General features: G+C 54.0%; 20 protein-coding genes, 1 pseudogene and 1 other annotated feature. Of the genes and pseudogenes, 7 read left to right on the plus strand and 14 right to left on the minus strand.

The annotated features are described in order from the left end of the window. Nucleotides 1–21: 21 nt before the first annotated feature. Genes sctJ through M8Q36_RS05740 form a run of 3 tightly spaced genes read right to left on the minus strand, consistent with a single transcriptional unit; the run spans nt 22 to nt 1,596 of the window. Complete coding sequence (sctJ, locus tag M8Q36_RS05730) at nt 22–726, minus strand: type III secretion system inner membrane ring lipoprotein SctJ (RefSeq protein ID WP_249880306.1); 705 nt, start codon at nt 724–726, stop codon at nt 22–24. 15 nt (nt 727–741) lie between these two features. Continuing rightward, nucleotides 742–1,347 (minus strand): EscF/YscF/HrpA family type III secretion system needle major subunit, encoded by a 606-nt coding sequence (locus M8Q36_RS05735; protein WP_249880307.1) that lies wholly within the window; start codon nt 1,345–1,347, stop codon nt 742–744. Between the two features lie 42 nt (nt 1,348–1,389). Continuing rightward, entirely contained in the window at nt 1,390–1,596 is a 207-nt protein-coding gene (locus M8Q36_RS05740) for a type III secretion system major pilin HrpA (RefSeq protein WP_131413070.1), read from the minus strand. Nucleotides 1,597–1,789: 193 nt separating this feature from the next. On the opposite strand from M8Q36_RS05740, the gene M8Q36_RS05745 reads away from it, so the two are divergent. Beyond that, nucleotides 1,790–2,623 (plus strand): EamA family transporter, encoded by an 834-nt coding sequence (locus M8Q36_RS05745; protein ID WP_249880308.1) that lies wholly within the window; start codon nt 1,790–1,792, stop codon nt 2,621–2,623. A gap of 177 nt (nt 2,624–2,800) precedes the next feature. Beyond that, complete coding sequence (gene emrD / locus M8Q36_RS05750) at nt 2,801–3,985, plus strand: multidrug efflux MFS transporter EmrD (RefSeq protein WP_249880309.1); 1,185 nt, start codon at nt 2,801–2,803, stop codon at nt 3,983–3,985. On the opposite strand, the gene M8Q36_RS05755 is transcribed toward emrD, so the two are convergent. Then, entirely contained in the window at nt 3,888–4,976 is a 1,089-nt protein-coding gene (locus tag M8Q36_RS05755) for a cellulase family glycosylhydrolase (protein ID WP_249880310.1), read from the minus strand. The genes emrD and M8Q36_RS05755 overlap by 98 nt on opposite strands. Nucleotides 4,977–5,137: 161 nt before the next feature. Here M8Q36_RS05755 and dsdA point away from each other — a divergent pair, with 161 nt between their 5' ends. Beyond that, nucleotides 5,138–6,454 carry a D-serine ammonia-lyase gene (dsdA, locus tag M8Q36_RS05760; RefSeq protein WP_249880311.1) on the plus strand — a complete coding sequence of 439 codons (1,317 nt, stop codon included), beginning with the start codon at nt 5,138–5,140 and terminating at the stop codon, nt 6,452–6,454. Nucleotide 6,455: 1 nt separating this feature from the next. On the opposite strand, the gene M8Q36_RS05765 is transcribed toward dsdA, so the two are convergent. The 5 genes from M8Q36_RS05765 to M8Q36_RS05785 form a co-directional block, all read right to left on the minus strand. Then, on the minus strand, nt 6,456–7,577 hold the full coding sequence (locus M8Q36_RS05765; protein ID WP_249880312.1) for an anaerobic sulfatase maturase: 1,122 nt from the start codon (nt 7,575–7,577) through the stop codon (nt 6,456–6,458). A 10-nt stretch (nt 7,578–7,587) separates the two neighbouring features. After that, entirely contained in the window at nt 7,588–7,938 is a 351-nt protein-coding gene (locus M8Q36_RS05770; RefSeq protein WP_249880313.1) for a DUF202 domain-containing protein, read from the minus strand. Continuing rightward, complete coding sequence (locus tag M8Q36_RS05775; RefSeq protein WP_200551117.1) at nt 7,928–8,275, minus strand: YidH family protein; 348 nt, start codon at nt 8,273–8,275, stop codon at nt 7,928–7,930. Before M8Q36_RS05775 ends, M8Q36_RS05770 begins: the two co-directional genes overlap by 11 nt. Nucleotides 8,276–8,381: 106 nt before the next feature. After that, nucleotides 8,382–9,704: a 6-phospho-alpha-glucosidase gene (locus tag M8Q36_RS05780; RefSeq protein ID WP_249880314.1), complete on the minus strand. Its 1,323-nt coding sequence runs from the start codon at nt 9,702–9,704 to the stop codon at nt 8,382–8,384. Continuing rightward, nucleotides 9,701–11,320 carry an alpha-glucoside-specific PTS transporter subunit IIBC gene (locus tag M8Q36_RS05785; RefSeq protein WP_249880315.1) on the minus strand — a complete coding sequence of 540 codons (1,620 nt, stop codon included), beginning with the start codon at nt 11,318–11,320 and terminating at the stop codon, nt 9,701–9,703. Before M8Q36_RS05785 ends, M8Q36_RS05780 begins: the two co-directional genes overlap by 4 nt. A gap of 221 nt (nt 11,321–11,541) precedes the next feature. Between M8Q36_RS05785 and M8Q36_RS05790 the strand changes: the two genes are divergently transcribed. Beyond that, nucleotides 11,542–12,288, plus strand: a complete 747-nt coding sequence (locus tag M8Q36_RS05790; protein ID WP_020455836.1) for a GntR family transcriptional regulator — start codon at nt 11,542–11,544, stop codon at nt 12,286–12,288. Here the strand turns inward: M8Q36_RS05790 and M8Q36_RS05795 are convergent. Further along, nucleotides 12,256–13,917 carry a putative transporter gene (locus M8Q36_RS05795; protein WP_249880316.1) on the minus strand — a complete coding sequence of 554 codons (1,662 nt, stop codon included), beginning with the start codon at nt 13,915–13,917 and terminating at the stop codon, nt 12,256–12,258. The genes M8Q36_RS05790 and M8Q36_RS05795 overlap by 33 nt on opposite strands. A 288-nt stretch (nt 13,918–14,205) precedes the next feature. Here M8Q36_RS05795 and oxlT point away from each other — a divergent pair. Further along, a pseudogene (gene oxlT / locus M8Q36_RS05800) lies at nt 14,206–15,468 on the plus strand (oxalate/formate MFS antiporter). A 42-nt stretch (nt 15,469–15,510) separates the two neighbouring features. On the opposite strand, the gene ibpB reads toward oxlT, so the two are convergent. Both ibpB and ibpA read right to left on the minus strand, forming a co-directional pair. Beyond that, nucleotides 15,511–15,939 carry a small heat shock chaperone IbpB gene (gene ibpB / locus M8Q36_RS05805; RefSeq protein WP_017458081.1) on the minus strand — a complete coding sequence of 143 codons (429 nt, stop codon included), beginning with the start codon at nt 15,937–15,939 and terminating at the stop codon, nt 15,511–15,513. A 110-nt stretch (nt 15,940–16,049) separates the two neighbouring features. After that, entirely contained in the window at nt 16,050–16,463 is a 414-nt protein-coding gene (gene ibpA, locus M8Q36_RS05810) for a small heat shock chaperone IbpA (RefSeq protein WP_017458080.1), read from the minus strand. Then, nucleotides 16,457–16,532 (minus strand) — a sequence feature (ROSE (Repression Of Heat Shock gene Expression) occurs in the 5'-region of heat shock genes and acts as an RNA thermometer to modulate expression.). It overlaps the preceding gene by 7 nt. Nucleotides 16,533–16,774: 242 nt before the next feature. Here ibpA and M8Q36_RS05815 point away from each other — a divergent pair. Continuing rightward, nucleotides 16,775–17,101, plus strand: a complete 327-nt coding sequence (locus M8Q36_RS05815) for a YceK/YidQ family lipoprotein (protein ID WP_249880317.1) — start codon at nt 16,775–16,777, stop codon at nt 17,099–17,101. A gap of 1 nt (nt 17,102) precedes the next feature. On the opposite strand, the gene M8Q36_RS05820 is transcribed toward M8Q36_RS05815, so the two are convergent. Then, entirely contained in the window at nt 17,103–18,329 is a 1,227-nt protein-coding gene (locus M8Q36_RS05820; RefSeq protein WP_249880318.1) for a YidR family protein, read from the minus strand. A gap of 124 nt (nt 18,330–18,453) precedes the next feature. Here M8Q36_RS05820 and M8Q36_RS05825 point away from each other — a divergent pair, with 124 nt between their 5' ends. After that, nucleotides 18,454–19,542 carry an FAD-binding protein gene (locus M8Q36_RS05825; protein ID WP_249882720.1) on the plus strand — a complete coding sequence of 363 codons (1,089 nt, stop codon included), beginning with the start codon at nt 18,454–18,456 and terminating at the stop codon, nt 19,540–19,542. Between the two features lie 21 nt (nt 19,543–19,563). Here M8Q36_RS05825 and yidA read toward each other — a convergent pair whose 3' ends face one another. Beyond that, on the minus strand, nt 19,564–20,376 hold the full coding sequence (yidA, locus tag M8Q36_RS05830; RefSeq protein ID WP_249880319.1) for a sugar-phosphatase: 813 nt from the start codon (nt 20,374–20,376) through the stop codon (nt 19,564–19,566). Nucleotides 20,377–20,430 lie beyond the last annotated feature (54 nt).

Consider the following 20,430-nt stretch of genomic DNA (forward strand, 5'->3'; position numbering starts at 1 on the left):
ATCCCTTTAATAAAATTAGTTTTATTTTTTCTGTATAAAGAAATAAAAAGACGCAAGTAAGCAGAGACAACCGAGGAAATACAGTATCATGGTGTTTGACTTTTTATCTTCCGGCACAACACCCTGCACTTTATATTCCGCCGTGGGGATAAAGGAAATAGATAACTTTTTATCATCGGCATTAACCATTCCCGGAATACTGCTGAGCGCCATGCGTCTAATAACAGGCTGTAATTTTTCCACATCAATATCCCGATTATATTTAATAAATACCGCCGCGGATGCGGGTTGTATTGGCTCGCCAGCGGAGATACGTTCCGGAAGAACAATATGCACCCTTGCCATTATGACACCATCTATTTGCGATAACGTAAACTCAAGTTCCTGCGACAGGGCATAAATATAACGAACACGTTCTTCAAGCGGTGATGAAATCATACCTTCCTTACGAAAAACATCTCCCAGGCTAACATAGCTCTGGGAGGGCAATCCTGCGGAATGTAATATTTTCACAGCTTCAGGAAGATCGGACATAGCTATCGAAACGGAATAACCCGTTTTATCCGAATGCTTCGCGGCTTCAATACCTTTGTCCTTGAGTTCTGCAACGATGGCGTTAGCCGCTGGCTCAGCAAGCCCCTGATATAACGCCAGCTCACCCTGACACCCGGAGAGGAAGATGACCAGGAATAACAAGATGGTGGCGTTAATTGCTCTTATTAACATAATGGATTTTTATCGTTATTGGAGGTTTGTCATTCGCTCCACGCTGTTAGTCATTTTGCTGATCATTTTCGAGACAAACTGATTATTCAAATAATAGTTTGACATCGAACGGTTGGCTTTCAGCACATCATAAGGATCATTGCTACCGGAAGCCGCTTTTAAATCCCGTCCCGCCTGCCTGGACAGCTTTTCTAACATATCAGATAACTGGCGCAGGATAGACTTCGTATCGGTATTACAATCATTTCGGTCATTGCCCGGCCGATAGTGATTATTTGAACCGGAGCAGTTATTCCCATTATTGCCAGGTCGATTGCAACCATTCCAGTTATTATCAGGGCGGTTGCAACCATCCCAGTTATTATTTGGTTTATGACAGTTGTTATTAGGTTTATTGCAGTTATTCCAGTCATTGTTTGGCTTGTTGCAATGATTCCAGTCATTATTGGGTTTATTACAGTTTTTGCCATCGTCTGGTTTACAGCAGTTATTATTATTTTCAGGCGGTTTAGGGGTGGAACCGCAGCGCGTTAGCACATTGTTGGTGTTGTTGTTATTTTGCTGAAAAACAACCTGTGGGTTGCTTACCATATTTAAAGCTGCTCTGGTAATAAAACACATAAAATACTCCTTTATCGCACAGTGTTATTTTATTGCTGCCATTCAATATTGAATGGCTTTACCCGCCTGTTGCATTGAGTTTTGCGCTTTCGTTGATGAATCGATGAACGAACTGGTAATACCGTTAATGGTATCGGTGATCATTTTGGCTGACTGCGCCTGGGCGTTCATCATGGTTGTTGCGGCGGAAACCATATCCAGTTGTCCCATGGAAGCTAAAGACGCTCCCATTGAAGCTCCTCCGGCCATAACGTTTTCTCCTTATTGATAAGTAGTGACTTGGGGTTGCTACGATTTATTGGTGGCGCTTTTTTATAAAACTGTTCACTTTTCGCGGGACGTTTTTCACTGTTTAGCGTGCCGTTTGCGCAGGTCTGGTTAGCTGGCTTCCATTGCGCTCATCATGTTACATTTTGGTGACATTCCACCCACGTGTGCCGCTATGACCCTCTCTGTATTTTGCATTCTGCTGTTCGCCGCGTTGCTGCATGCCAGCTGGAACGCGATAGTAAAAGCGGGCAGCGATAAGCTCTATTCGGCCATTGCCGTCAGTGGTTCCGCCGCATTAATCGCGCTGGTTTTACTGCCTTTTTCTCCGCAGCCGACTCTCGCCAGCGCGCCTTATCTCATTGCCAGTTGCGCCTTACAGGTGATCTACACGGTGCTGGTCGCCAAAACCTATCAGGTGGCGGATATGAGCCAGACCTACCCGCTGATGCGCGGCACCGCGCCGCTGCTGGTGGCGATAATCAGCGTGCTGTGGCTTGGTGATTCGCTCTCCAGCGTGGCATGGGGCGGAATTGCGGTGATCTGCCTGTCGATTCTCGGCATGGCATTCAATGGCCGCAGTCAGTCGCGTAAAGGCATCTGGCTGGCGTTACTCAACTCCTGCTTTATCGCCGGTTACACGCTGGTGGATGGCACTGGTGTGCGCCTCGCCGGTTCGGCGCTCGGCTACACGTTGTGGACATTCTTTATGAACGGCTTCTGCCTGCTGTTGTGGGCAATGCTGGCGCGCCGACAAGAAGTGACGCGTTATCTGGCGGCAAACTGGAAAAAGGGATTGCCCGGCGGTATCGGCACGATGGGCTCCTATGGGCTGGCGCTGTGGGCCATGACACAAGCGCCGCTGGCGGTAGTGGCGGCACTGCGCGAAACCTCGATTCTGTTCGGCGCGCTGCTGGCATTTTTATTGCTGAATGAGAAAGTCGCCGGGCTGCGAATCATCGCTGCCTGCGGTATTGCCGTTGGAGCAATTTTACTACGTCTTTCATAAGACAAACTGGCAACAAAAGTTGCCGAAGATCGTTTACAAAACCTGCCTGGCGCAGCATCGCCTTTGCTGTGCCGCATAGTGGTTCTGTCATCTGACTGTGTTAGATTTCTCCCGCATAAAGGCTGAATTGCAGCCATATATTCTTTATTTCCTCATTTTCTTAAAGTAATCATCGAGATGAAAAGGCAAAGAAACGTCAATTTGCTGTTGATGCTGGTGCTTCTGGTCGCTGTCGGACAAATGGCGCAAACCATTTATATTCCGGCTATTGCCGATATGGCGCGCGATTTAAACGTGCGTGAAGGCGCGGTACAGAGCGTGATGGCGGCTTATCTGCTGACTTATGGCGTCTCGCAGCTGTTTTACGGCCCGCTGGCGGACAGAATTGGGCGCAGGCCGGTGATCCTCGCCGGGATGACCATTTTTATGCTGGCGACGCTGATTGCTATCTCCACGCACAGCCTGACGGTGCTCATTCTGGCCAGCGCCTTGCAAGGCATTGGTACCGGCGTCGGCGGCGTGATGGCGCGAACCCTGCCGCGTGATCTTTACGCGGGTACGGAGCTGCGCCACGCCAATAGTCTTCTGAATATGGGGATTCTGGTCAGCCCGTTGCTGGCGCCGCTGATTGGTGGCGTGCTGAACACGCTGGTGAACTGGCGCGCCTGTTTTATTTTCCTGCTGGCGCTGTGTGTCTTCGTCACCTACAGCATGGCGCGCTGGATGCCGGAAACCCGCCCAACGGACGCGCCGCGCATCCGGCTTATCGCCAGCTATAAAACACTGTTCGGTAGCGGTGCGTTTAACTGCTATCTGCTGATGTTAATTGGCGGTCTGGCGGGAATTGCGGTGTTTGAAGCCTGTTCCGGCGTGCTGATGGGCGGTGTTCTTGGTCTCAACAGCATGACGGTCAGCGTGCTGTTTATCCTGCCGATTCCGGCGGCGTTTTTCGGCGCATGGTTTGCCGGGCGGCAGAATAAGCGCTTCACCACGCTGATGTGGCAGTCGGTGATTAGCTGCCTGGCGGCCGGTATTCTGATGTGGATCCCCGGTTTGCTGGGCGTGATGAACATCTGGACTTTGGTGGTTCCCGCCGCGTTGTTCTTCTTTGGTGCCGGGATGTTGTTCCCGCTGGCAACCAGCGGTGCGATGGAGCCGTTCCCGTTTCTCGCCGGAACGGCGGGGGCGCTGGTCGGGGGTTTGCAGAATATCGGCTCCGGCGGGCTGGCGTGGCTTTCGTCACAACTGCCGCAGAACAGCCAGTTTAGCCTTGGGATGCTGATGACGCTGGCCGGGCTTTTGATCCTGCTGTGCTGGCTGCCGCTGGCGTCGCGTTTTGCTCGCCACGAACCGGCGATTTAACCTCATGATGGCCCGACTTCGCGTCGGGCTTGCAGCACTCTGGCGCGATCATCACCTTCAGTAACGGCTCCGGCGCGGGTCGCCATGCGCCCTCTTCACCGTCATAAAATTGCGTATCGGTGTTAATTGCGTACGGGATTTTCACCCTGTTCAATTCGCACGCCATAAAACGGGCAAACGCCAGCTGCGACTCGGTTGGCGCGCTTTTCATTGACTCGCCGACTGCCCAACCGCCAACCCAACTGGTATGGCCCGTTTTCTGCTGCCAGCGTACAGCGGTGTTGATACGCGCGCGAATAGCGGCTTTTTCCGCCGCCGTGCCGGATGTCCACGGGTATTTGCCGTTCGCTTTTAGCGGTCCCCAGGGAAAGATGTGCCATTCGGCGAGCAGGAAATTCTGACTATGCGGTGGCAGCTTCAGCGAGGGCAGATCTTCAGGAGCGGCGCGCATTCGCGGCGCGATAAAAATCATGCGCTGCGGATCGATATCATGCAGCGTTCTGACAACGTTTTCATAGGCGCGATTCAGCGCAGGAAGGTCATGGTTAAGTTTATCGGCCGGTTCATAGATTACATCAAAACCGAGCGTCGGGTGGTCAGTGCCAAAAAAGGTGCCGACGGTTTTCCACCACACCACCAGTTGCGCTTCGTTTTTTGCGTCGGGATCGGCTTTAAAGCTATCGGCCTGGTAAGCAATAATCGGAATGACGCCATACGCTTCACAGGCTTCCACCAGTTTTCGCAGATGGATCAGGCGTGCTTCGGTCATATTATCAGCAACGCGAATACGCACATGGCGAATGCCCGCCTCGTAGAAATCACGCACCACCAGCGGGTCAAACTCACGAATTCCCCGGTCGGTACGCGCCCAGTCGACATCCATCCCCACACCCAACTGCTGCGCGTAATGCGCCGCTGTCAGCGGAGTATCAGCGGCAAACGCAGAGGTTCCCGCCAGCAGCATAGCAACAGCAATCAGTGGCTTTAACACAGTTAACCTTGTGAAAATTGGGGGCGAATACATGTATTTAGCATGCTTTACGCCACAACGTGTAGCGGCAAAACGTAATAAATTCTCACCACGTCTGCACACTTGCACCGACGGCGTATTCCTGTTTTCTTTAACCATCCGCTTTCGATGATGAAGAACCGATGAAAAACGCCGACCTCCAGAAGCTCATCCAGCACGACCCGCTAGTGCAACGCCTGATTGATTTGCAAGAAACGCGCTGGTTTAACCCTAATACTACCTCGGTTGCCGAGGCTTTGCCGCATGTTGGTCTGACACCGCAAGATGTGAGCGATGCGCACGCCCGCCTGACACGCTTTGCGCCTTTTATTGCGAAAGCGTTTCCGGAAACCGCTGCCAGCGGCGGCATCATTGAATCCGACGTAGTGCCGATCCCGGCAATGCAGCGCCGTCTGGGACAAAGCATCACCGGTGAGCTGTGGCTGAAAAAAGACAGCCACTTGCCGGTTTCTGGCTCAATCAAAGCGCGCGGCGGCATTTATGAGGTGCTGACCCACGCAGAAAAACTGGCTTTCGCCGCCGGGTTGCTGACGCCGCAAGACGATTACAGCCGCCTGCTCTCGCCGGAATTCACCCGCTTTTTTAGCCAGTACAGTATCGCCGTCGGTTCGACCGGTAACCTCGGGCTGTCGATTGGCATTATCAGTGCGCGCCTCGGTTTTCGCGTAACAGTACATATGTCTGCCGATGCCCGCGTCTGGAAAAAAGCGCTGCTGCGCAGCCACGAGGTGAACGTGGTGGAGTATGCCGAAGATTACGGTGTCGCCGTTGAGCAAGGCCGCCGCGCGGCGCAGGCAGACGCGAACTGCTTTTTTATTGATGATGAAAATTCCCGCACGCTGTTCCTCGGGTATGCGGTCGCCGGGCAACGGCTAAAAGATCAGTTCGCCCGTATCGGTAAAGTGGTCGATAAAGACCATCCGCTGTTTGTCTATCTCCCCTGCGGCGTTGGCGGCGGCCCTGGCGGTGTGGCGTTCGGCCTGAAGCTGGCGTTTGGCGATGATGTCCACTGCATTTTTGCCGAACCGACGCATTCGCCGTGCATGCTGCTTGGCGTGTACACCGGCCTGCATGATGGCATTGCGGTGCAGGATTTAGGCATTGATAACCAGACCGCCGCCGATGGGCTGGCCGTCGGGCGCGCGTCGGGTTTTGTTGGCCGCGCGATGGAACGCCTGCTGGACGGTTTTTACACCGTCGATGACCAAACACTTTATAACCTGCTGGGATTACTGGCGCAGGAAGAGAACATTTTACTGGAACCGTCGGCGCTGGCGGGCATGCCGGGTCCGAAACAGATCAGTGAAGAGAGTTCTTACCATCAGCTTCACGGCTTTAGCCAGGCGCAACTGGCGCAGGCCACCCATCTGGTGTGGGCGACGGGCGGCGGTATGGTTCCGGCAGAAGAGATGGCGCAATACCTGGCGAACGCGCGCTGATTCAGCGGTGGTTGCGCATAAAAGACATTAACTCCATCGGTGAACGCCGCTGTTTAAGCAGGTCACGCATGACGCACATATGCGGCGCGGTATGGCTGAAAAAGTGAAAGTAGCCGTGGCATAACGCGCTTTTTCCCTGCACAAAGCGGTGCTTCGGGCAGTCGCCCTGACAAAAGCGCAGCATATCGCAGCGGCGGCAGGCAGCGTGCAGGGTACTCTTTTTGTTTTGCCCAAAAGCGCTAACCTCGTGACTGAGATTAATCTCTTTGATCGGAATATGGTGCAGGTTGCCAAGCCGGTAGGCCGGGTAAACGTAGTGATCGCATTGATATATATCGCCGTTCGCTTCCAGCGCGAAGGCGTGACCGCAGGTTTCACCAAAGGTACACATTTGCGACGGGTAACCGCTCCATACGCCCAGCGTTGAATCAAAGAGCTGAACATAAACCCGGCCAATATCCTCGCGCACCCAGCAATCAAAAACCGTGGTCAGGAAACGCCCCCACGCCTCGCCGCTCACCGATTCCGCCGTTAAATTCCCCTGCTCATCCTGTTCCACCAGTGGGATAAACTGCAAAAAAGGCGTACCGAGCGTGCGCAGGTACTGGTACAAGCGCTGCGGCTGCTGGCTATTGAGGTTGTTGACGACACAGAGCACGTTGTATTCCACACCGTGTTTCGCCAGCCGTTGAATGGCGTCGATCACGTTATGGTGTGACGGCTTGCCGCTACGGTTAACGCGGTAAGCGTTATGCATCTGCGCCGGGCCATCAATAGAGATACCGACTAACCAGCCGTGCTCGCGAAAGAAGCGACACCAGGCATCGTTCAGCAAAATACCGTTAGTTTGAAAGGCATTTTCGATTCGTTTGCCGTTGGCGAACTGCGTCTGAAGCGTGGCGACCCGACGAAAGAAATCCAGCCCGCTGAGTGTGGGTTCACCACCTTGCCAGGCAAACGGCACGACATTGCCCGGTTGGGCGTCGATCTGCTGGCGAATAAACGCCTGCAGGGTGGCATCATCCATGACCTTTTGTTGCGGCTTTTCAATGTAAAAGCAGTAGCGGCAGTTAAGATTGCAGCGAGAACTGGCGGGCTTGGCCATAACGTGGCAGCCGGGCATGCGGTGTTCCTCAGAAAATCAGGAGTAATTGACGGATATGCGTTACAGCAAACAGTAATGCGAGGGAGAGCACCGCGAGGGAGATCAATAATTTGTCACGTACCGCGCCGGATAAGACGAAATCACTTTTATTCACATCCATTAAGATACGTTTATGTGTGTAACGCCAGAGCAGAAGCGCCACGCACAGCAGCACTCCCAGCGAGATCCAAAACGGCAGCCCTGAATGCTGCCAGTTATGCCTGACCGCCAGCGCCATCAGCGCGCCGTAGCCGAACAACGTGCGCAGCCACGCCAGCGACGTGCGTTCCGGCTGCAAGCCGGGATCTTTTTCGCGGCGTGCTTTACGGTTATCCGCCATAGAAAACCAGCCCCATCACCACCAGTGCAACCGCCAGCAAAATAACGCTTATTACCAGTAACGCACGAGTGTAAGGCAAATCCTCTTTCAGGCGCATCGCTTTTTCATTGCCCAGCCAGCGCAGATAGCCATACAACGCCAGACCGCCTGCGAAGAGACACAGCAGCAGCGCCAGCACTTCGCGAATCAGCGGCGTGGCAAATTCCGGTGCTAACTGATCCAGACCCACACCGGCCGCCAGAAAACCAAGCGCCGTGCGGATCCACGCAAGAAAAGTACGTTCGTTCGCCAGTGAGAAGCGGTAGTCCGGCGCCTGGCCAACGCGAGAAATTTTCATCAGTGCTCCTTGTTGGTGTACTGGTCAACAAAGTAGCGGATACGGTGAATTTTTTCGATACGTTTCAGAGTAAGGACCGGCATCCTGACGATGCCGGTCGCGGGGATTAATGCAACTCAGGCCAGAACGCTTTATTGGCTTCGACTAAATCATCCAGAATGGCTTTGGCGACAGAAGCGCTCGGAACCGTTTTGGACAAGGTTATCGCCTGCCACAACTTCTGATACGAGCGCTGCTCCCAGGCATCGACCACCAGTTTTTCCACGGCGACCTGCTGGCTCATCAGCCCCTTCTGGAAATGCGGGATATCGCCCACCGTGAGCGGTTGCGGGCCGTTTTTACCCACCAGGCAAGGGATCTCCACCATCGCGTCAGCATCAAAGTTATGGATCGCGCCGTTGTTCGGCACAATCAGCAGCATCCGTTCCTGGGTGTTAAAGGCGATGGCGGTTGCCAGATCGACGATATACGACGCATGTTCGTCGATTTCCAGCTCACCTGCCGATGATTTCCCCGCTTCAATAATGGCGCGACAGGAACCAAACACCTGTTTTTCACGGTGATCCATCACTTCATTGGCGCGGGTACGCTCAGGATTGGAGTGCGCCACCACATAATCCGGGAACAAGTAATACTTCAGATAGGTGTTCGGCATCGTATCCGGGTCAAGCGCCTGCACATCTTTCGCTTTGGCGAAGGTATCGTTCCAGCTTGCTTCGGTGTGCTCATCTTTCGCCGGAGGAACATAGCCATTTTTCGCCACATATTCGCGTAATTTCGGCATTAAATCGTTGCCGTCCAAATCTTCAATCGATGTCCACCAGCCAAAGTGGTTCAGCCCGTAATAGCGCACCCGCATCTGTTTGCGATCTTGCAGGCCCACAATCTGTGCCATACGCCCTTCAATGCCGATGGGCATATCGCAGATATTAAGGATTTTTGCCTGCGGACGCAGGCGGCGTGTCGCTTCCGCGACGATCGCGGCCGGGTTGGAGTAGTTCAGCATCCAGGCATTCGGGGAATATTTTTCCATATAGTCCACCAGCTCCAGCACGCCGCCAATCGAGCGCATGCCGTAAGCAATGCCGCCAGGCCCACAGGTTTCCTGGCCGACAACACCGTGGCGCAACGGGATTTTTTCATCCTGTTCGCGCATCGGATATTTGCCGACGCGGATGTGCGCCATCACAAAGTCGACATCGGTAAAGGCCGTTTTCGGATCGGTGGTGTAGCTAAATTCGATATCAGGTGCCTGCTCACGCAGGATGATTCTGCAGGCTTCGGCGATGGTTTCCTGGCGCGCGCCGTCATTGTCATAGAACTTCAGCGCCCGCAGCGGAAAACGTTCGCGATTAGCCAGCAGCATTAAAACGATACCCGGCGTAAAAGTGCTGCCGCCACCGGCAATAACAACGGAGAATTTTTTCATGATACAGCCTCTGTCATGGTAGATGGTTCGGGGGTTAAAGGGGTTTTCATTAACGATTCGATTTGGTCGCGTACTTGCGGGACATGCAGCCCGACAATCACCTGGATGGCGTTGCCGCGCCGGACCACGCCGTGCGCGCCAAGCGCTTTAAAGACGTCATCACTTTGTGTTTTCGCCATATCGATCAGCGCGATACGCAGCCTTGTGGCACAGTTATTCACGCTTTCAATATTTGCGCTGCCACCCAGCGCCTGCAGGAAACCGGCGGCCTGACCGAGCTGGGTATTCGCTGCCGCTGCCGTGGTTTGCCCGCGCGCGGCTTTGTAATCGGCTTTGCTGTAGAGTTTGATTTCGCTCTCTTCCCGGCCCGGGGTTTTCAGGTTAAAGCGCACGATCAATGTGCGGAAAACCACGAAGTAGAGCGCGGTAAAGCACAGACCAATGGCGATTTGGGTGAACACCATCGCCGCATGGTTATGGAACATCGGGATCCAGTTTTGCGGCAGGAACTGGTCGAGCAGCCCGCCGCCCATGTTGCCGACTACGCCGAAGCTGTACATCACCGTCGCCATGGACGCGGCGAGTACCGCGTGAATAGCGAACAGCAGCGGCGAGATAAACAGGAAGGTAAATTCCAGCGGTTCGGTGATCCCTACCAGTACAGCAGTGAGCGTGGCGGGGATCAGCAGACCGGCAACTTTGACGCGGTTTTCCGGCGCGGCGGTATACCACAATGCCAACGCGATACCGACAGAACCGAAGACTTTCGAGTTACCGTGCAGCGCAAATCCGCCTTCCGGGAACAGAGCTTTCAGCGGCTCGGTGCTCTGGCTGAATTCTTGTAAGTGCTGCGCCCAGTAAACCTGGATGCCACCTTCCACTGCCGCCGGGCCGAAGATAAACGGACCATAGACAAAATGGTGCAACCCGGTCGGGATCAGAATGCGTTCGAGGAAGGTATACACCCACACGCCCAGCGCACCGGCAGAGCGTAAAAAAGCCTGTAAGGATTCAATGCCCAACTGCACTTTCGGCCAGCCGAGCAGGGTTAACCACGCGCAGGGGATCATCACCAGAAAGGCGATAATCACCACAAACGACGTGCCCTGGAAAATCCCCAGAAAGACCGGTAATGGCTTTTCAAAAAAACGGTTATGGATGGCGGTCACAATACCGGAAATCACGATCGCGCCAATAATGCTGGTATCGAGCGTTTTAATCCCGGCAATCAGCGTCAGACCGCTGCCAGCAGTCGGCTCTGCGGAGAAATCCACGCCAAAGAAGTGACCCCAGGTCATTCCCATCGCGTTAATAAAGTAGTTCCAGGTTAAAAAGCTGATCAGCACAGCCAGGCAGGCACGCCCCTGCGCTTGTTTTGCCAGGCCAATCGGTAAACCAACGGCAAACAGCAGCGGCATATTACGAAACACGGTCCAGCCGCCCTCTTCGATAATGTGCACAATCTGCGCGAAAAGATTATCGGGTGCGGTTAATGCTTCACCGACGAAAAGCGGGTTGCGCAGCATAATGGCGATACCCACCACCATGCCCGCGAAGGGAAAAAGCAGCACCGGGGTAAACATTGCGCCGCCGAAACGTTGTATTTGACTGAGCATTTTTAAATCCTCATGAAACAACCTGTAGGGGGGAGAGGCCTTGTTTTGTTTTAGTGGCCTGAAATGAGCATAAGAATTCACCTTCTTGCCGGCAGGACACGCCGCAGCGTTCCGTGATCCCTTTCATGGTTTTATTTCGCCTCTTCAGGTCTACTTTTTGAGTTAAAAATAGACATGCAGGGTGCGTATATTCCTGACATGGGGGGTAAAGAGGTATACAGGTGATCTACAAATCGATAGCCGAGCGGCTGCGTCTGCGGCTCAATTCATCGGATTACAATGTCGGTAGTCCCTTACCGGGTGAAAAAACGCTGGCGCAGGAGTTTGGCGTAGCGCGAATGACCATTCGCAAAGCGGTTGATCTGCTGGTGGTGTGGGGGCTGGTGGTGCGCCGTCACGGCAGCGGAACCTTTGTGGCGCGCAAAGATGTACATCATGAAACTACCAACCTGACGGGGCTGGTAGAAGTGCTGCGCCAGCAAGGGAAAGAGGTACACAGCAAAGTGCTGCTGTTTGAAGTGATGCCTGCGCCACCGGCGATCGCCAGCCAGTTGCGCATCCAAATCAATGAGCGCATCTACTTCTCGCGCCGCGTGCGTTATGTCGAAGGCAAACCGCTGATGCTGGAAGATAGCTATATGCCGGTGAAACTGTTCCGTACGCTCTCGCTGGCGCACCTTGAAGGGTCAAAGTTCGATTACATCGAAAAGGAGTGCGGAATAACGATCAGCGGCAACTACGAAAGCCTGACGCCGGTGCTGGCAGATAAGCAACTGGCGCAAATATTGAACATCCAGGAACAAACGCCGCTGCTGCGCATCACCTCCCTTTCCTACAGCGACAGCGGCGAGTTCCTTAACTACTCGGTGATGTTCCGTAACACCCGCGATTACCAGGTGGATTACCATTTGCGGCGTATCCACCCGGAAACGCCATTAGCCCATTCCCCAGAAGATCACCGCCAGTAATTGCGGCGTGATAATGCGCAAAAACATCACCAACGGATAGACCGTGGCATAGGCGAGCGCCGCCGCGCCGCTGGTGGGGTGCAACGCGTTAGCAAAGGCCAGCGCGGGCGGATCGGTCATCGACCCGGCTAACATGCCGCATAAGGTCAGATAGTTCATCTTCGCCACCATCCGCGCCAGCAAGCCGACGGTTATCAGCGGAACGGCAGTAATGAAAATGCCGTAACACATCCATTTCACCCCATCGCCGTGGGTCAGCGTGGCGATAAAATCCCCGCCCGATTTCAGCCCGACCACCGCCAAAAACAGTACAATGCCCAGTTCCCGCAGCGCCAGGTTGGCGCTGGGCGGCATAAACCAGTACAGCTTGCCGATACTGCCGATACGCCCAAGGATCAGCGCCATAATCAGCGGCCCACCGGCCAGGCCCAGTTTTAGCGCCGCAGGGAAACCGGGGATAAACACCGGCACCGATCCCAATAACACACCGAGGCCAATACCGATAAACACCGGCAGCATCTGCACTTGTTGCAGTTTATGCTGCGCATTACCGACTTGATTCGCGACGGCGTCAATCGCCGATGGCCGTCCTACCAGGTTGAGAATATCGCCGAACTGCAGGCTGGCGTCGCTGCTCGCCACCAGTTCAACCCCGGCGCGGTTAAGCCGTGAAATCACCACGTCATAGCGCTCTTTAAAGTGCAGGTCGCGAATCTTTTTCCCCAGCACTTTTTCGTTGGTCACCACCACGCGCTCCACTCGCAAATCCGTACCGCGCGTGGATAACGAGACATCAACTTCCTGACCGATAACCAGTTGAGCGTTATGCAGATCTTTAGGTAATCCCACCAGATGCAGCAAATCGCCGGCTTCAATCAGCGTACCGGGCGCAGGCACCATCAACAACTCACCGCGTTTTAAGCGCGAGCAGATGATTTTATCGCTGTTGAGGATCGGCACGTCCTGAATCGCCATGTTGTTGAGATTCGGGTTTTCGACGCGAATATTGATGGTGCGAATCAGCGATGTGCCGTTACTGAGCGTGGCGTCGTGCTTACGCGCTTCCTCATCCACATTGACGCGAAACAGCACGCGCAGTAACCACATGCTGAACAAAATCCCGCAGATTCCGAACGGATAGGCCATCGCGTAGCTCATGCCCATCTGATCCAGCACCGGGCCTGCAATGCCCAAATCACGCAGGATTTGTTGACCCGCGCCAAGTGCTGGCGTGTTGGTTACCGCGCCGGAGAAAATCCCCAGCACCACCGGCAACGGAATGGCGAACAGCTTATACAAAATGGCGGTGACAAGGCCGCCGAGAAGTACGATCAGAATAGCGAACAGATTCAGCCGCAGGCCGGAGACGCGTAACGAGGCGAAGAACCCCGGGCCGACCTGAATGCCGATGGTATAAACAAACAGGATCAGGCCGAACTCCTGCACAAATAACAACATTGGGCTACTCAACGGAATGCCCAGTTGATCAACAAAGTGGCCGACGATTATCCCACCGAACAGCACACCACCAATGCCAAACCCGACGCCTCGAATCTTCAGGTTACCTATCCATAACCCGACAACAGCAACGAGTGCCAGAACGCTTACGGTTAACGCGATATCACTCATGATCTTTTCCCTGTACATGATGACTACAGGAATATTGGCAGAAGCTGTAATAACTGTATGGGTGATGCTGCACAAAGTGCAGGGATTTTCTCTGCTTCGTGATGTGGCGAAAAGTGCACCAGCAAATAACGGTTGCCCCGAATCAAAGCAGTGCTGTTCGCCTGTCTGACCGCTTCAGGATTGATTCAAACCCTATGCCTGCTAAGTATCGGCGCAATCCCAGCCGCAATAATAGGTTATGGCATAGTTAATGCAAAAGACCACTTTTGTTAACAACAGGGTGGCAGAATGACAAATACAACATTGACCAACGTGGTGGTAGCAAGCCCGAAAAAGTGGATGCAACTGGCGCTGGGTCTGGTATGCATGGTTTCCATTTCCAGCCCGCAGTATGTCTGGGCACTGCTGACTCGGCCGTTTATGGAAAAACTGCACGTGCCCCTGGCGGAAATACAGCTCACCTTTTCGCTACTGATTATTCTGCAAACCTTCTTCTCCCCCTTTCAGGGGCGATTAATTGATAAGTTTGGCCCACGGCGGCTAATTGCCATCGGCACGGTGTTGAGCGGTGTTAGCTGGATGCTGACCGCCACCATCAGCAGCCTGACGGAACTCTATCTCTATTACGGCGTACTGGGCGGCCTTGGCACCGGCATTGTTTATATCGGCGTGGTTGGCCTGATGGTGTGATGGTTCCCGGAAAAACGCGGATTTGCCACAGGGATGGTGGCGGCGGGCTACGGTATGGGCGCGATCCTGACGACTTTCCCGGTGACGCAATCACTGGCCGCCAAAGGGCTGGAGAATACGCTGTGGCAATTTGGCCTGCTGATGGCGGTCATCGGGTTTATCGCCAGCCAGGGGCTACGGGCGCCGCACAGCATCCGAACAGAAGAAATTACCAGCAACCTGAATATGAGCGATAAAAGCTTCGCGCCGAAAGAGATGCTGCGCAAACCGCTGTTCTGGTTGATGTTTGCGATGATGACCATGATGTCTACCTCAGGACTGATGGTGACGTCGCAGATGGCCATTTTCGCTGAGGATTTCGGCATCACCGCCGTAACGGTAATGGGCATGGCAGCGCTGCCGCTGGCAATGACTATTGACCGTTTTATGAATGGGCTGACGCGCCCGGTGTGCGGTTATATTTCTGACCGGATTGGCCGGGAAAACATGATGTTTATCGCCTTTGGTCTGGAAGGCTGCGCAATGGCGCTGTGGTTGTTGTGCAAAGACGATCCGCTGCTGTTTGTGCTGCTTTCCGGGGTGGTATTTTTCGGCTGGGGCGAGATTTTCTCCCTGTTTCCCGCCACGCTCACCGACACCTTCGGCACGCAGCATGCCACCTCGAATTACGGCTGGCTCTATATTTCTCAAGGGATTGGTTCGATTTTCGGCGGCCCGCTGGCGGCGCTGCTGTACCAGAAAACCGGTAGCTGGGATCTGGTGTTTGGCTGCGCCATTACGCTGGATATTCTCTGTGCTTTGCTGGCATTTTTTGTGCTGAAACCCTGGCGTCACCGCTTCTTGCAGAGTGTGCGGGCATAAACAAAAAAGGCTCCGCATGCGGAGCCTTTTCGTTATTAACCGTTAGCTGTTTAACGCCGGGCGATTGCTGATGGCAATACGCTGTGGCGCGGCACTTTCCGGCACATTACGCAGCAGATCGATATGCAGCAGGCCGTTGGTGAAGGTCGCGCCGGAGACTTCCATATAGTCGGCCAGCGTAAAGCTCAGGCTAAACGGCTGGATCACCAGCCCCTGATGCAGCCACTTCGGCTCGTTAGCCGGTTTTTCCGGCGTACCTTTAACGGTTAAGCGCCCGTTTTCCAACTGGATATCCAGCTCTTCCTGGCGGAAACCAGCCAGCGCGAGGGTAATGCGGTAGTGATTGTCGTCGCCCTTCTCAATGTTGTAGGGCGGAAACGCCTGTTGCTCACTGGTGCTTTGCAGGGCGTTGGCCAGTTTGTCAAAGCCGATCCATTGACGCAGCAGCGGGGATAAATCGTAGTTACGCATTGTGTTTCTCCTTCTAAGAAGCGAGTGAATACCTGCGAGCGCGTAAGCTCACATATGCTCCCTGTCGGCGAGCATGTCTGGAATGGGCCGCCAGTCGCGACCCTGGATAATCAGTTAATTTCGATACGACGCGGTTTTTTCTCTTCCGGGATCACGCGTTCTAAATCGACATACAGCAGGCCGTTGACCAGATTGGCTCCTTTAACGTGGATATTTTCCGCCAACTGGAATTTGCGCTCGAAGTTGCGTTCGGCGATGCCCTGATAGAGGTAAGTGCGCTCTTTTTGTTCGTCGGTATGGGAACCTTTCACCACCAGCAGGTTGTCCTGGGCGGTGATTTCCAGCTCGCTTTCAGCGAAACCGGCCACAGCAATAGCGATGCGATAGTGGTTTTCATCCACTAACTCGACGTTGTACGGAGGGTAACCGCCATTGCTCTGGTTCTGGTTGTTTTCCAGCAGGTTAAACAGACGGTCAAAACCAATGGCTGAACGATAAAGCGGGGAAAGATCGAAGTTACGCATAGTTAAAGCTCCTGAAATCAGCGAGATTTTTATGCCTTCCACAATGGACAGGCAACTAACGTAGCCGAACACCCTTCCGGCATGTTCCCGGGCTACATTCCTAAAATGTGGCTAAAGGAGAGGTTTTCAAGCCCACAATTCGGACTTTTTTTTGCACTTTCTGGCACAACGCATAGACTGGGGTTGCAGCACAAATGGTTAAAGTGCGAATGCCGCTACAGAGCGGAGCTCGAATGCTGTCGCTTTCTCGTTCGGGAGGCTATAACCCCCCGGATAGCATTCAAACGATAAACAACGATGACATATCGAAAATGAAAACGATTCTGATAGTTTCTGCATTGCTCAGCGGGATGGTGTTGTCGGGATGTTCAAGCGTGATGTCGCATACTGGCGGCAAAGAGGGGACGTACCCCGGCACACGCGCCAGTTCGGCGATGCTGGCTGATGATGACACCGGCATAGGCACGAAATCACTGGTGGTGCTGGATATGCCCTTTACCGCCATCCTGGATACGCTATTGCTGCCGTGGGATCTTTTCCGCCGCGATAGTTCTCTCAAATCGCGGGTGGAACAAAGCGAGAAAGCCTCGCTTGCAACCGATTCGGTGATCCCCCCCGCGCCTATGCCGGCGCATTAAATTACCAACCGGTTTCCGTCATCCATAGCTGGCGGAAACCATCTACCTCTTCCATCCAGGCAATCTGCTTACCGTCCGGTGAAAACACCACCGCATCCGCCGACGGCGGGTTTGCATGATCGGCGCTCAAAAAGGTGATATCGCCATGCTGTGCGTCGCACATCGCGATACGGTTTTCCAGCACAAACCCCAGCGCCTCGCCGGAAGGATGCCAGTTAAAAGCTGACTGAATTCCGTGGGTTGTATGCGTTAACTGGCGCGGTTCGCCGCCGTCCGGGCTTATCAGCCACAATTGCACAATACCATCGTCGTCGCGCATCAGAAACGCGATTGCCGTGGCTTGCGGATTGCTGCGCACCCAGTGACGCGGCACATTCACTAATCCTGGGTAGCGGCGGTGATGGGTAAACGTCAGGCGTTTTTGCATCACACCTTTTGGCGGCGCGGGCAGGGTTTGTTCGCTGCCCGCTAATGGCGCATCGCCCGGCGTTTTCCAGCCCTGTTCATTGCCGGGAAGCGCAATAATAAACAGCTCCGGCACTTTTTCACCGCTGTGCGACAAGGTATCGCCGATAAACGCCAGCCGCTGGTTGCCCACCCAACCCTCTTCATAGGCGCGGTTGATCTCATCGCTGCCCGGTCGCGGCGTGGGCGTCGTGCGGCTGACCAAAACACTCCAGTGGCTTCCTCCATATTCGCGTGGATGCGTACAAGGCGGCGTTACCGGGCCAAACGGCACCGCAACGCCGACATTGCGTAAATCCAGAGCCGGATCGCGCTCGTGCAATACATGGTCGTTATACGTGAAACTCACAAACTCACCATTCGGGCTGAACACATGCACATGTGTGCCGCCGCGTAATGCACCGGGCGTGTAAGGCGCGGTAATGTCCAGCGCATCAAGATTACGGGCGATACCATTTGCCAACACCACGCCGCGCCGATGGTGAAAATCATACTGCCAGCTGGCGTCCGGGTTTTCCGGACCGTGGATAAAGACATACTCTTGCGCCCGAGGGTTCACCGTCACCACCCCGACATGCGCACCGTGTGTTGCGGTATACAGCACCTCAACGTCACCGTTGCGCACATTGACCCGTTCAATGGTTTTACCAGTAAACGATGCGCCAGAGGGCCGAACATCAAATACCAGCCACTGGCTGTCTGCCGTCCAGGTGTTGATATTGGTAAGTTGATGATTGCGCGGAGCAAAGGTGAGCTGTTTCATGAAAAGACCCTGAAGCCATAATGTCGCTTCAGGGTATAGCAATGGGCGGGATTCGCCTACTCTGCACTTCACGGTCTCTTCACAGACACGGTTTAGCCTTCCTCGCTCGACACAGGAGGAAATGATGCAGCATTTTGACGTGGCAATAATCGGGCTGGGGCCAGCAGGCGCGGCACTGGCGCGGCAGTTAGCCGGGAACCTGAGCGTTATCGCGCTGGATAAAAAGCAGCAGCAGGGCAATCGCGGCTTTAAAAAACCGTGCGGTGGGCTGCTGGCACCCGATGCGCAGCGGGCGTTTATCCGCGCAGGTATTACGCTTCCGGTGCAGGTGATGGCCGATCCGCAGATTTTTAGCGTGCGTACGGTCGATGTGCAAAGTGGCCTTACGCGAAACTACCAGCGCAGTTACCTGAATATCGATCGCCATGCGTTTGATTTGTGGATGAAATCGTTGATTCCACCTTCAGTCAACGTTTACCACGATGCGCTCTGCCGAAAAATCTGGCGTGAAAACGATCTCTGGCATCTGACGTTTTGCGCCGAAGGCGTGGAATCCACCGTGTCGTGCCGCTATCTGGTAGGCGCAGATGGCGCAAACTCAATGGTGAGGCGGGAGCTCTACCCAGCGCATGACATTCGTAAATATGTCGCGCTGCAACAGTGGTTTAAAGACCGACATCCACAGCCGTTCTACTCCTGTGTTTTTGATAACGCGACCACCGATTGTTATGCATGGAGCATCAGCAAAGAGGGCTACTTTATTTTTGGCGGCGCGTTTGCGTTGAAAAACAGCCGTGAAAATTTTGAGGCGCTGAAAACGCGGCTGGAAGCGTTCGATTTTCGCTTTGGCGAGGTGGTAAAAAGCGAGAAATGTACGGTGTTATGCCCGTCGCGCTGGGGCGATTTTGTCTGTGGAGAAGATAATGCGTTTTTGATTGGTGAAGCGGCCGGTTTTATCAGCGCCAGCTCGCTCGGGGGCATCAGTTACGCGCTGGATAGCGCCGAAATCCTCAGCGGCGTGCTTTGTAGTACACCGGACAATGCGAATACCGTCTATCGCCGAAAAACGCGAGGATTACGCGTAAAACTGCTGGGAAAAATCATCAAAAACCGCGTTCTGACCACACCGTGGTTACGCAAATGGATCATGAAAAGCGGCGTTGCGCATATCCCGCTGACAGCAGAAAAACCGACAACAGCGGCAAGGGCGTAGCGCCCTTGCGCATGTTACGGCTTAGTTCAGCGCAAATTTCTCAATCGCGTAGGCAACGCCGTCTTCCAGGTTCGATTTGGTGACGAAATTCGCCGCCTCTTTCACCGCCGGGATGGCGTTATCCATTGCCACGCCCACGCCTGCATATTCAATCATCGCGATGTCATTTTCCTGATCGCCAATCGCCATGATCTCCTCTTGTTTGATATTCAGCGCATCGGCCAGCGATTTGACGCCGGTGCCTTTGTTGACACGTTTATCGAGGATTTCGAGAAAGTACGGCGCACTTTTCAGCACGGTATATTTCTCTTTCACTTCCTGCGGAATACGGGCAATGGCCTGATCGAGAATGGTTGGTTCATCAATCATCATCACTTTCAGCAACTGGATTGCCGGATCCATTTTTTCCGCTTCACAGAACACCAGCGGAATGGTGGCGACATACGATTCATGCACGGTGTAGTAGCTGATGTCACGGTTAGCGGTGTAGAGCGTATTGCGATCCAGCGCGTGAAAGTGGGCACCCACTTCGCGGGAGAGTTTTTCCAGATAGCGATAATCATCATAGCTCAGCGCAGTTTGCGCGACAGTGCTGCCATCGCTGGCATTCTGTACCAGTGCGCCGTTATAGGTAATGCAATAATCCCCTTCCCGTTCCATATGCAGCTCTTTCATGTAGCTGTGTACGCCCGCGTAAGGCCGGCCAGTGGTCAGCACCACGTTAATACCGCGTTCACGCGCAGCGGCGATCGCGTTTTTAACCGCGGGAGAGATGGTGTGGTCCGGCAGCAGCAGCGTGCCGTCCATATCGATTGCAATAAGTTTGATAGCCATGAGATCCCCAGATGAGATATTTCCAGGCTCATGCTAACGCGATTCCGCTCAAAA

The organism is Kosakonia sp. R1.Fl (assembly GCF_023516815.1).
Taxonomy (GTDB): Bacteria; Pseudomonadota; Gammaproteobacteria; order Enterobacterales; family Enterobacteriaceae; genus Kosakonia.

What these genes read in the sequence shown, in the direction of transcription:
- sctJ (WP_249880306.1), bottom strand. Translation starts at nt 726, where the DNA reads ATGTTAATAAGAGCAATTAACGCCACCATCTTGTTATTCCTGGTCATC.
- M8Q36_RS05735 (WP_249880307.1), bottom strand. Translation starts at nt 1,347, where the DNA reads ATGTGTTTTATTACCAGAGCAGCTTTAAATATGGTAAGCAACCCACAG.
- M8Q36_RS05740 (WP_131413070.1), bottom strand. Translation starts at nt 1,596, where the DNA reads ATGGCCGGAGGAGCTTCAATGGGAGCGTCTTTAGCTTCCATGGGACAA.
- M8Q36_RS05745 (WP_249880308.1), top strand. Translation starts at nt 1,790, where the DNA reads ATGACCCTCTCTGTATTTTGCATTCTGCTGTTCGCCGCGTTGCTGCAT.
- emrD (WP_249880309.1), top strand. Translation starts at nt 2,801, where the DNA reads ATGAAAAGGCAAAGAAACGTCAATTTGCTGTTGATGCTGGTGCTTCTG.
- dsdA (WP_249880311.1), top strand. Translation starts at nt 5,138, where the DNA reads ATGAAAAACGCCGACCTCCAGAAGCTCATCCAGCACGACCCGCTAGTG.
- M8Q36_RS05765 (WP_249880312.1), bottom strand. Translation starts at nt 7,577, where the DNA reads ATGCCCGGCTGCCACGTTATGGCCAAGCCCGCCAGTTCTCGCTGCAAT.
- M8Q36_RS05770 (WP_249880313.1), bottom strand. Translation starts at nt 7,938, where the DNA reads ATGGCGGATAACCGTAAAGCACGCCGCGAAAAAGATCCCGGCTTGCAG.
- M8Q36_RS05775 (WP_200551117.1), bottom strand. Translation starts at nt 8,275, where the DNA reads ATGAAAATTTCTCGCGTTGGCCAGGCGCCGGACTACCGCTTCTCACTG.
- M8Q36_RS05780 (WP_249880314.1), bottom strand. Translation starts at nt 9,704, where the DNA reads ATGAAAAAATTCTCCGTTGTTATTGCCGGTGGCGGCAGCACTTTTACG.
- M8Q36_RS05785 (WP_249880315.1), bottom strand. Translation starts at nt 11,320, where the DNA reads ATGCTCAGTCAAATACAACGTTTCGGCGGCGCAATGTTTACCCCGGTG.
- M8Q36_RS05795 (WP_249880316.1), bottom strand. Translation starts at nt 13,917, where the DNA reads ATGAGTGATATCGCGTTAACCGTAAGCGTTCTGGCACTCGTTGCTGTT.
- ibpB (WP_017458081.1), bottom strand. Translation starts at nt 15,939, where the DNA reads ATGCGTAACTACGATTTATCCCCGCTGCTGCGTCAATGGATCGGCTTT.
- ibpA (WP_017458080.1), bottom strand. Translation starts at nt 16,463, where the DNA reads ATGCGTAACTTCGATCTTTCCCCGCTTTATCGTTCAGCCATTGGTTTT.
- M8Q36_RS05815 (WP_249880317.1), top strand. Translation starts at nt 16,775, where the DNA reads ATGAAAACGATTCTGATAGTTTCTGCATTGCTCAGCGGGATGGTGTTG.
- M8Q36_RS05820 (WP_249880318.1), bottom strand. Translation starts at nt 18,329, where the DNA reads ATGAAACAGCTCACCTTTGCTCCGCGCAATCATCAACTTACCAATATC.
- M8Q36_RS05825 (WP_249882720.1), top strand. Translation starts at nt 18,454, where the DNA reads ATGCAGCATTTTGACGTGGCAATAATCGGGCTGGGGCCAGCAGGCGCG.
- yidA (WP_249880319.1), bottom strand. Translation starts at nt 20,376, where the DNA reads ATGGCTATCAAACTTATTGCAATCGATATGGACGGCACGCTGCTGCTG.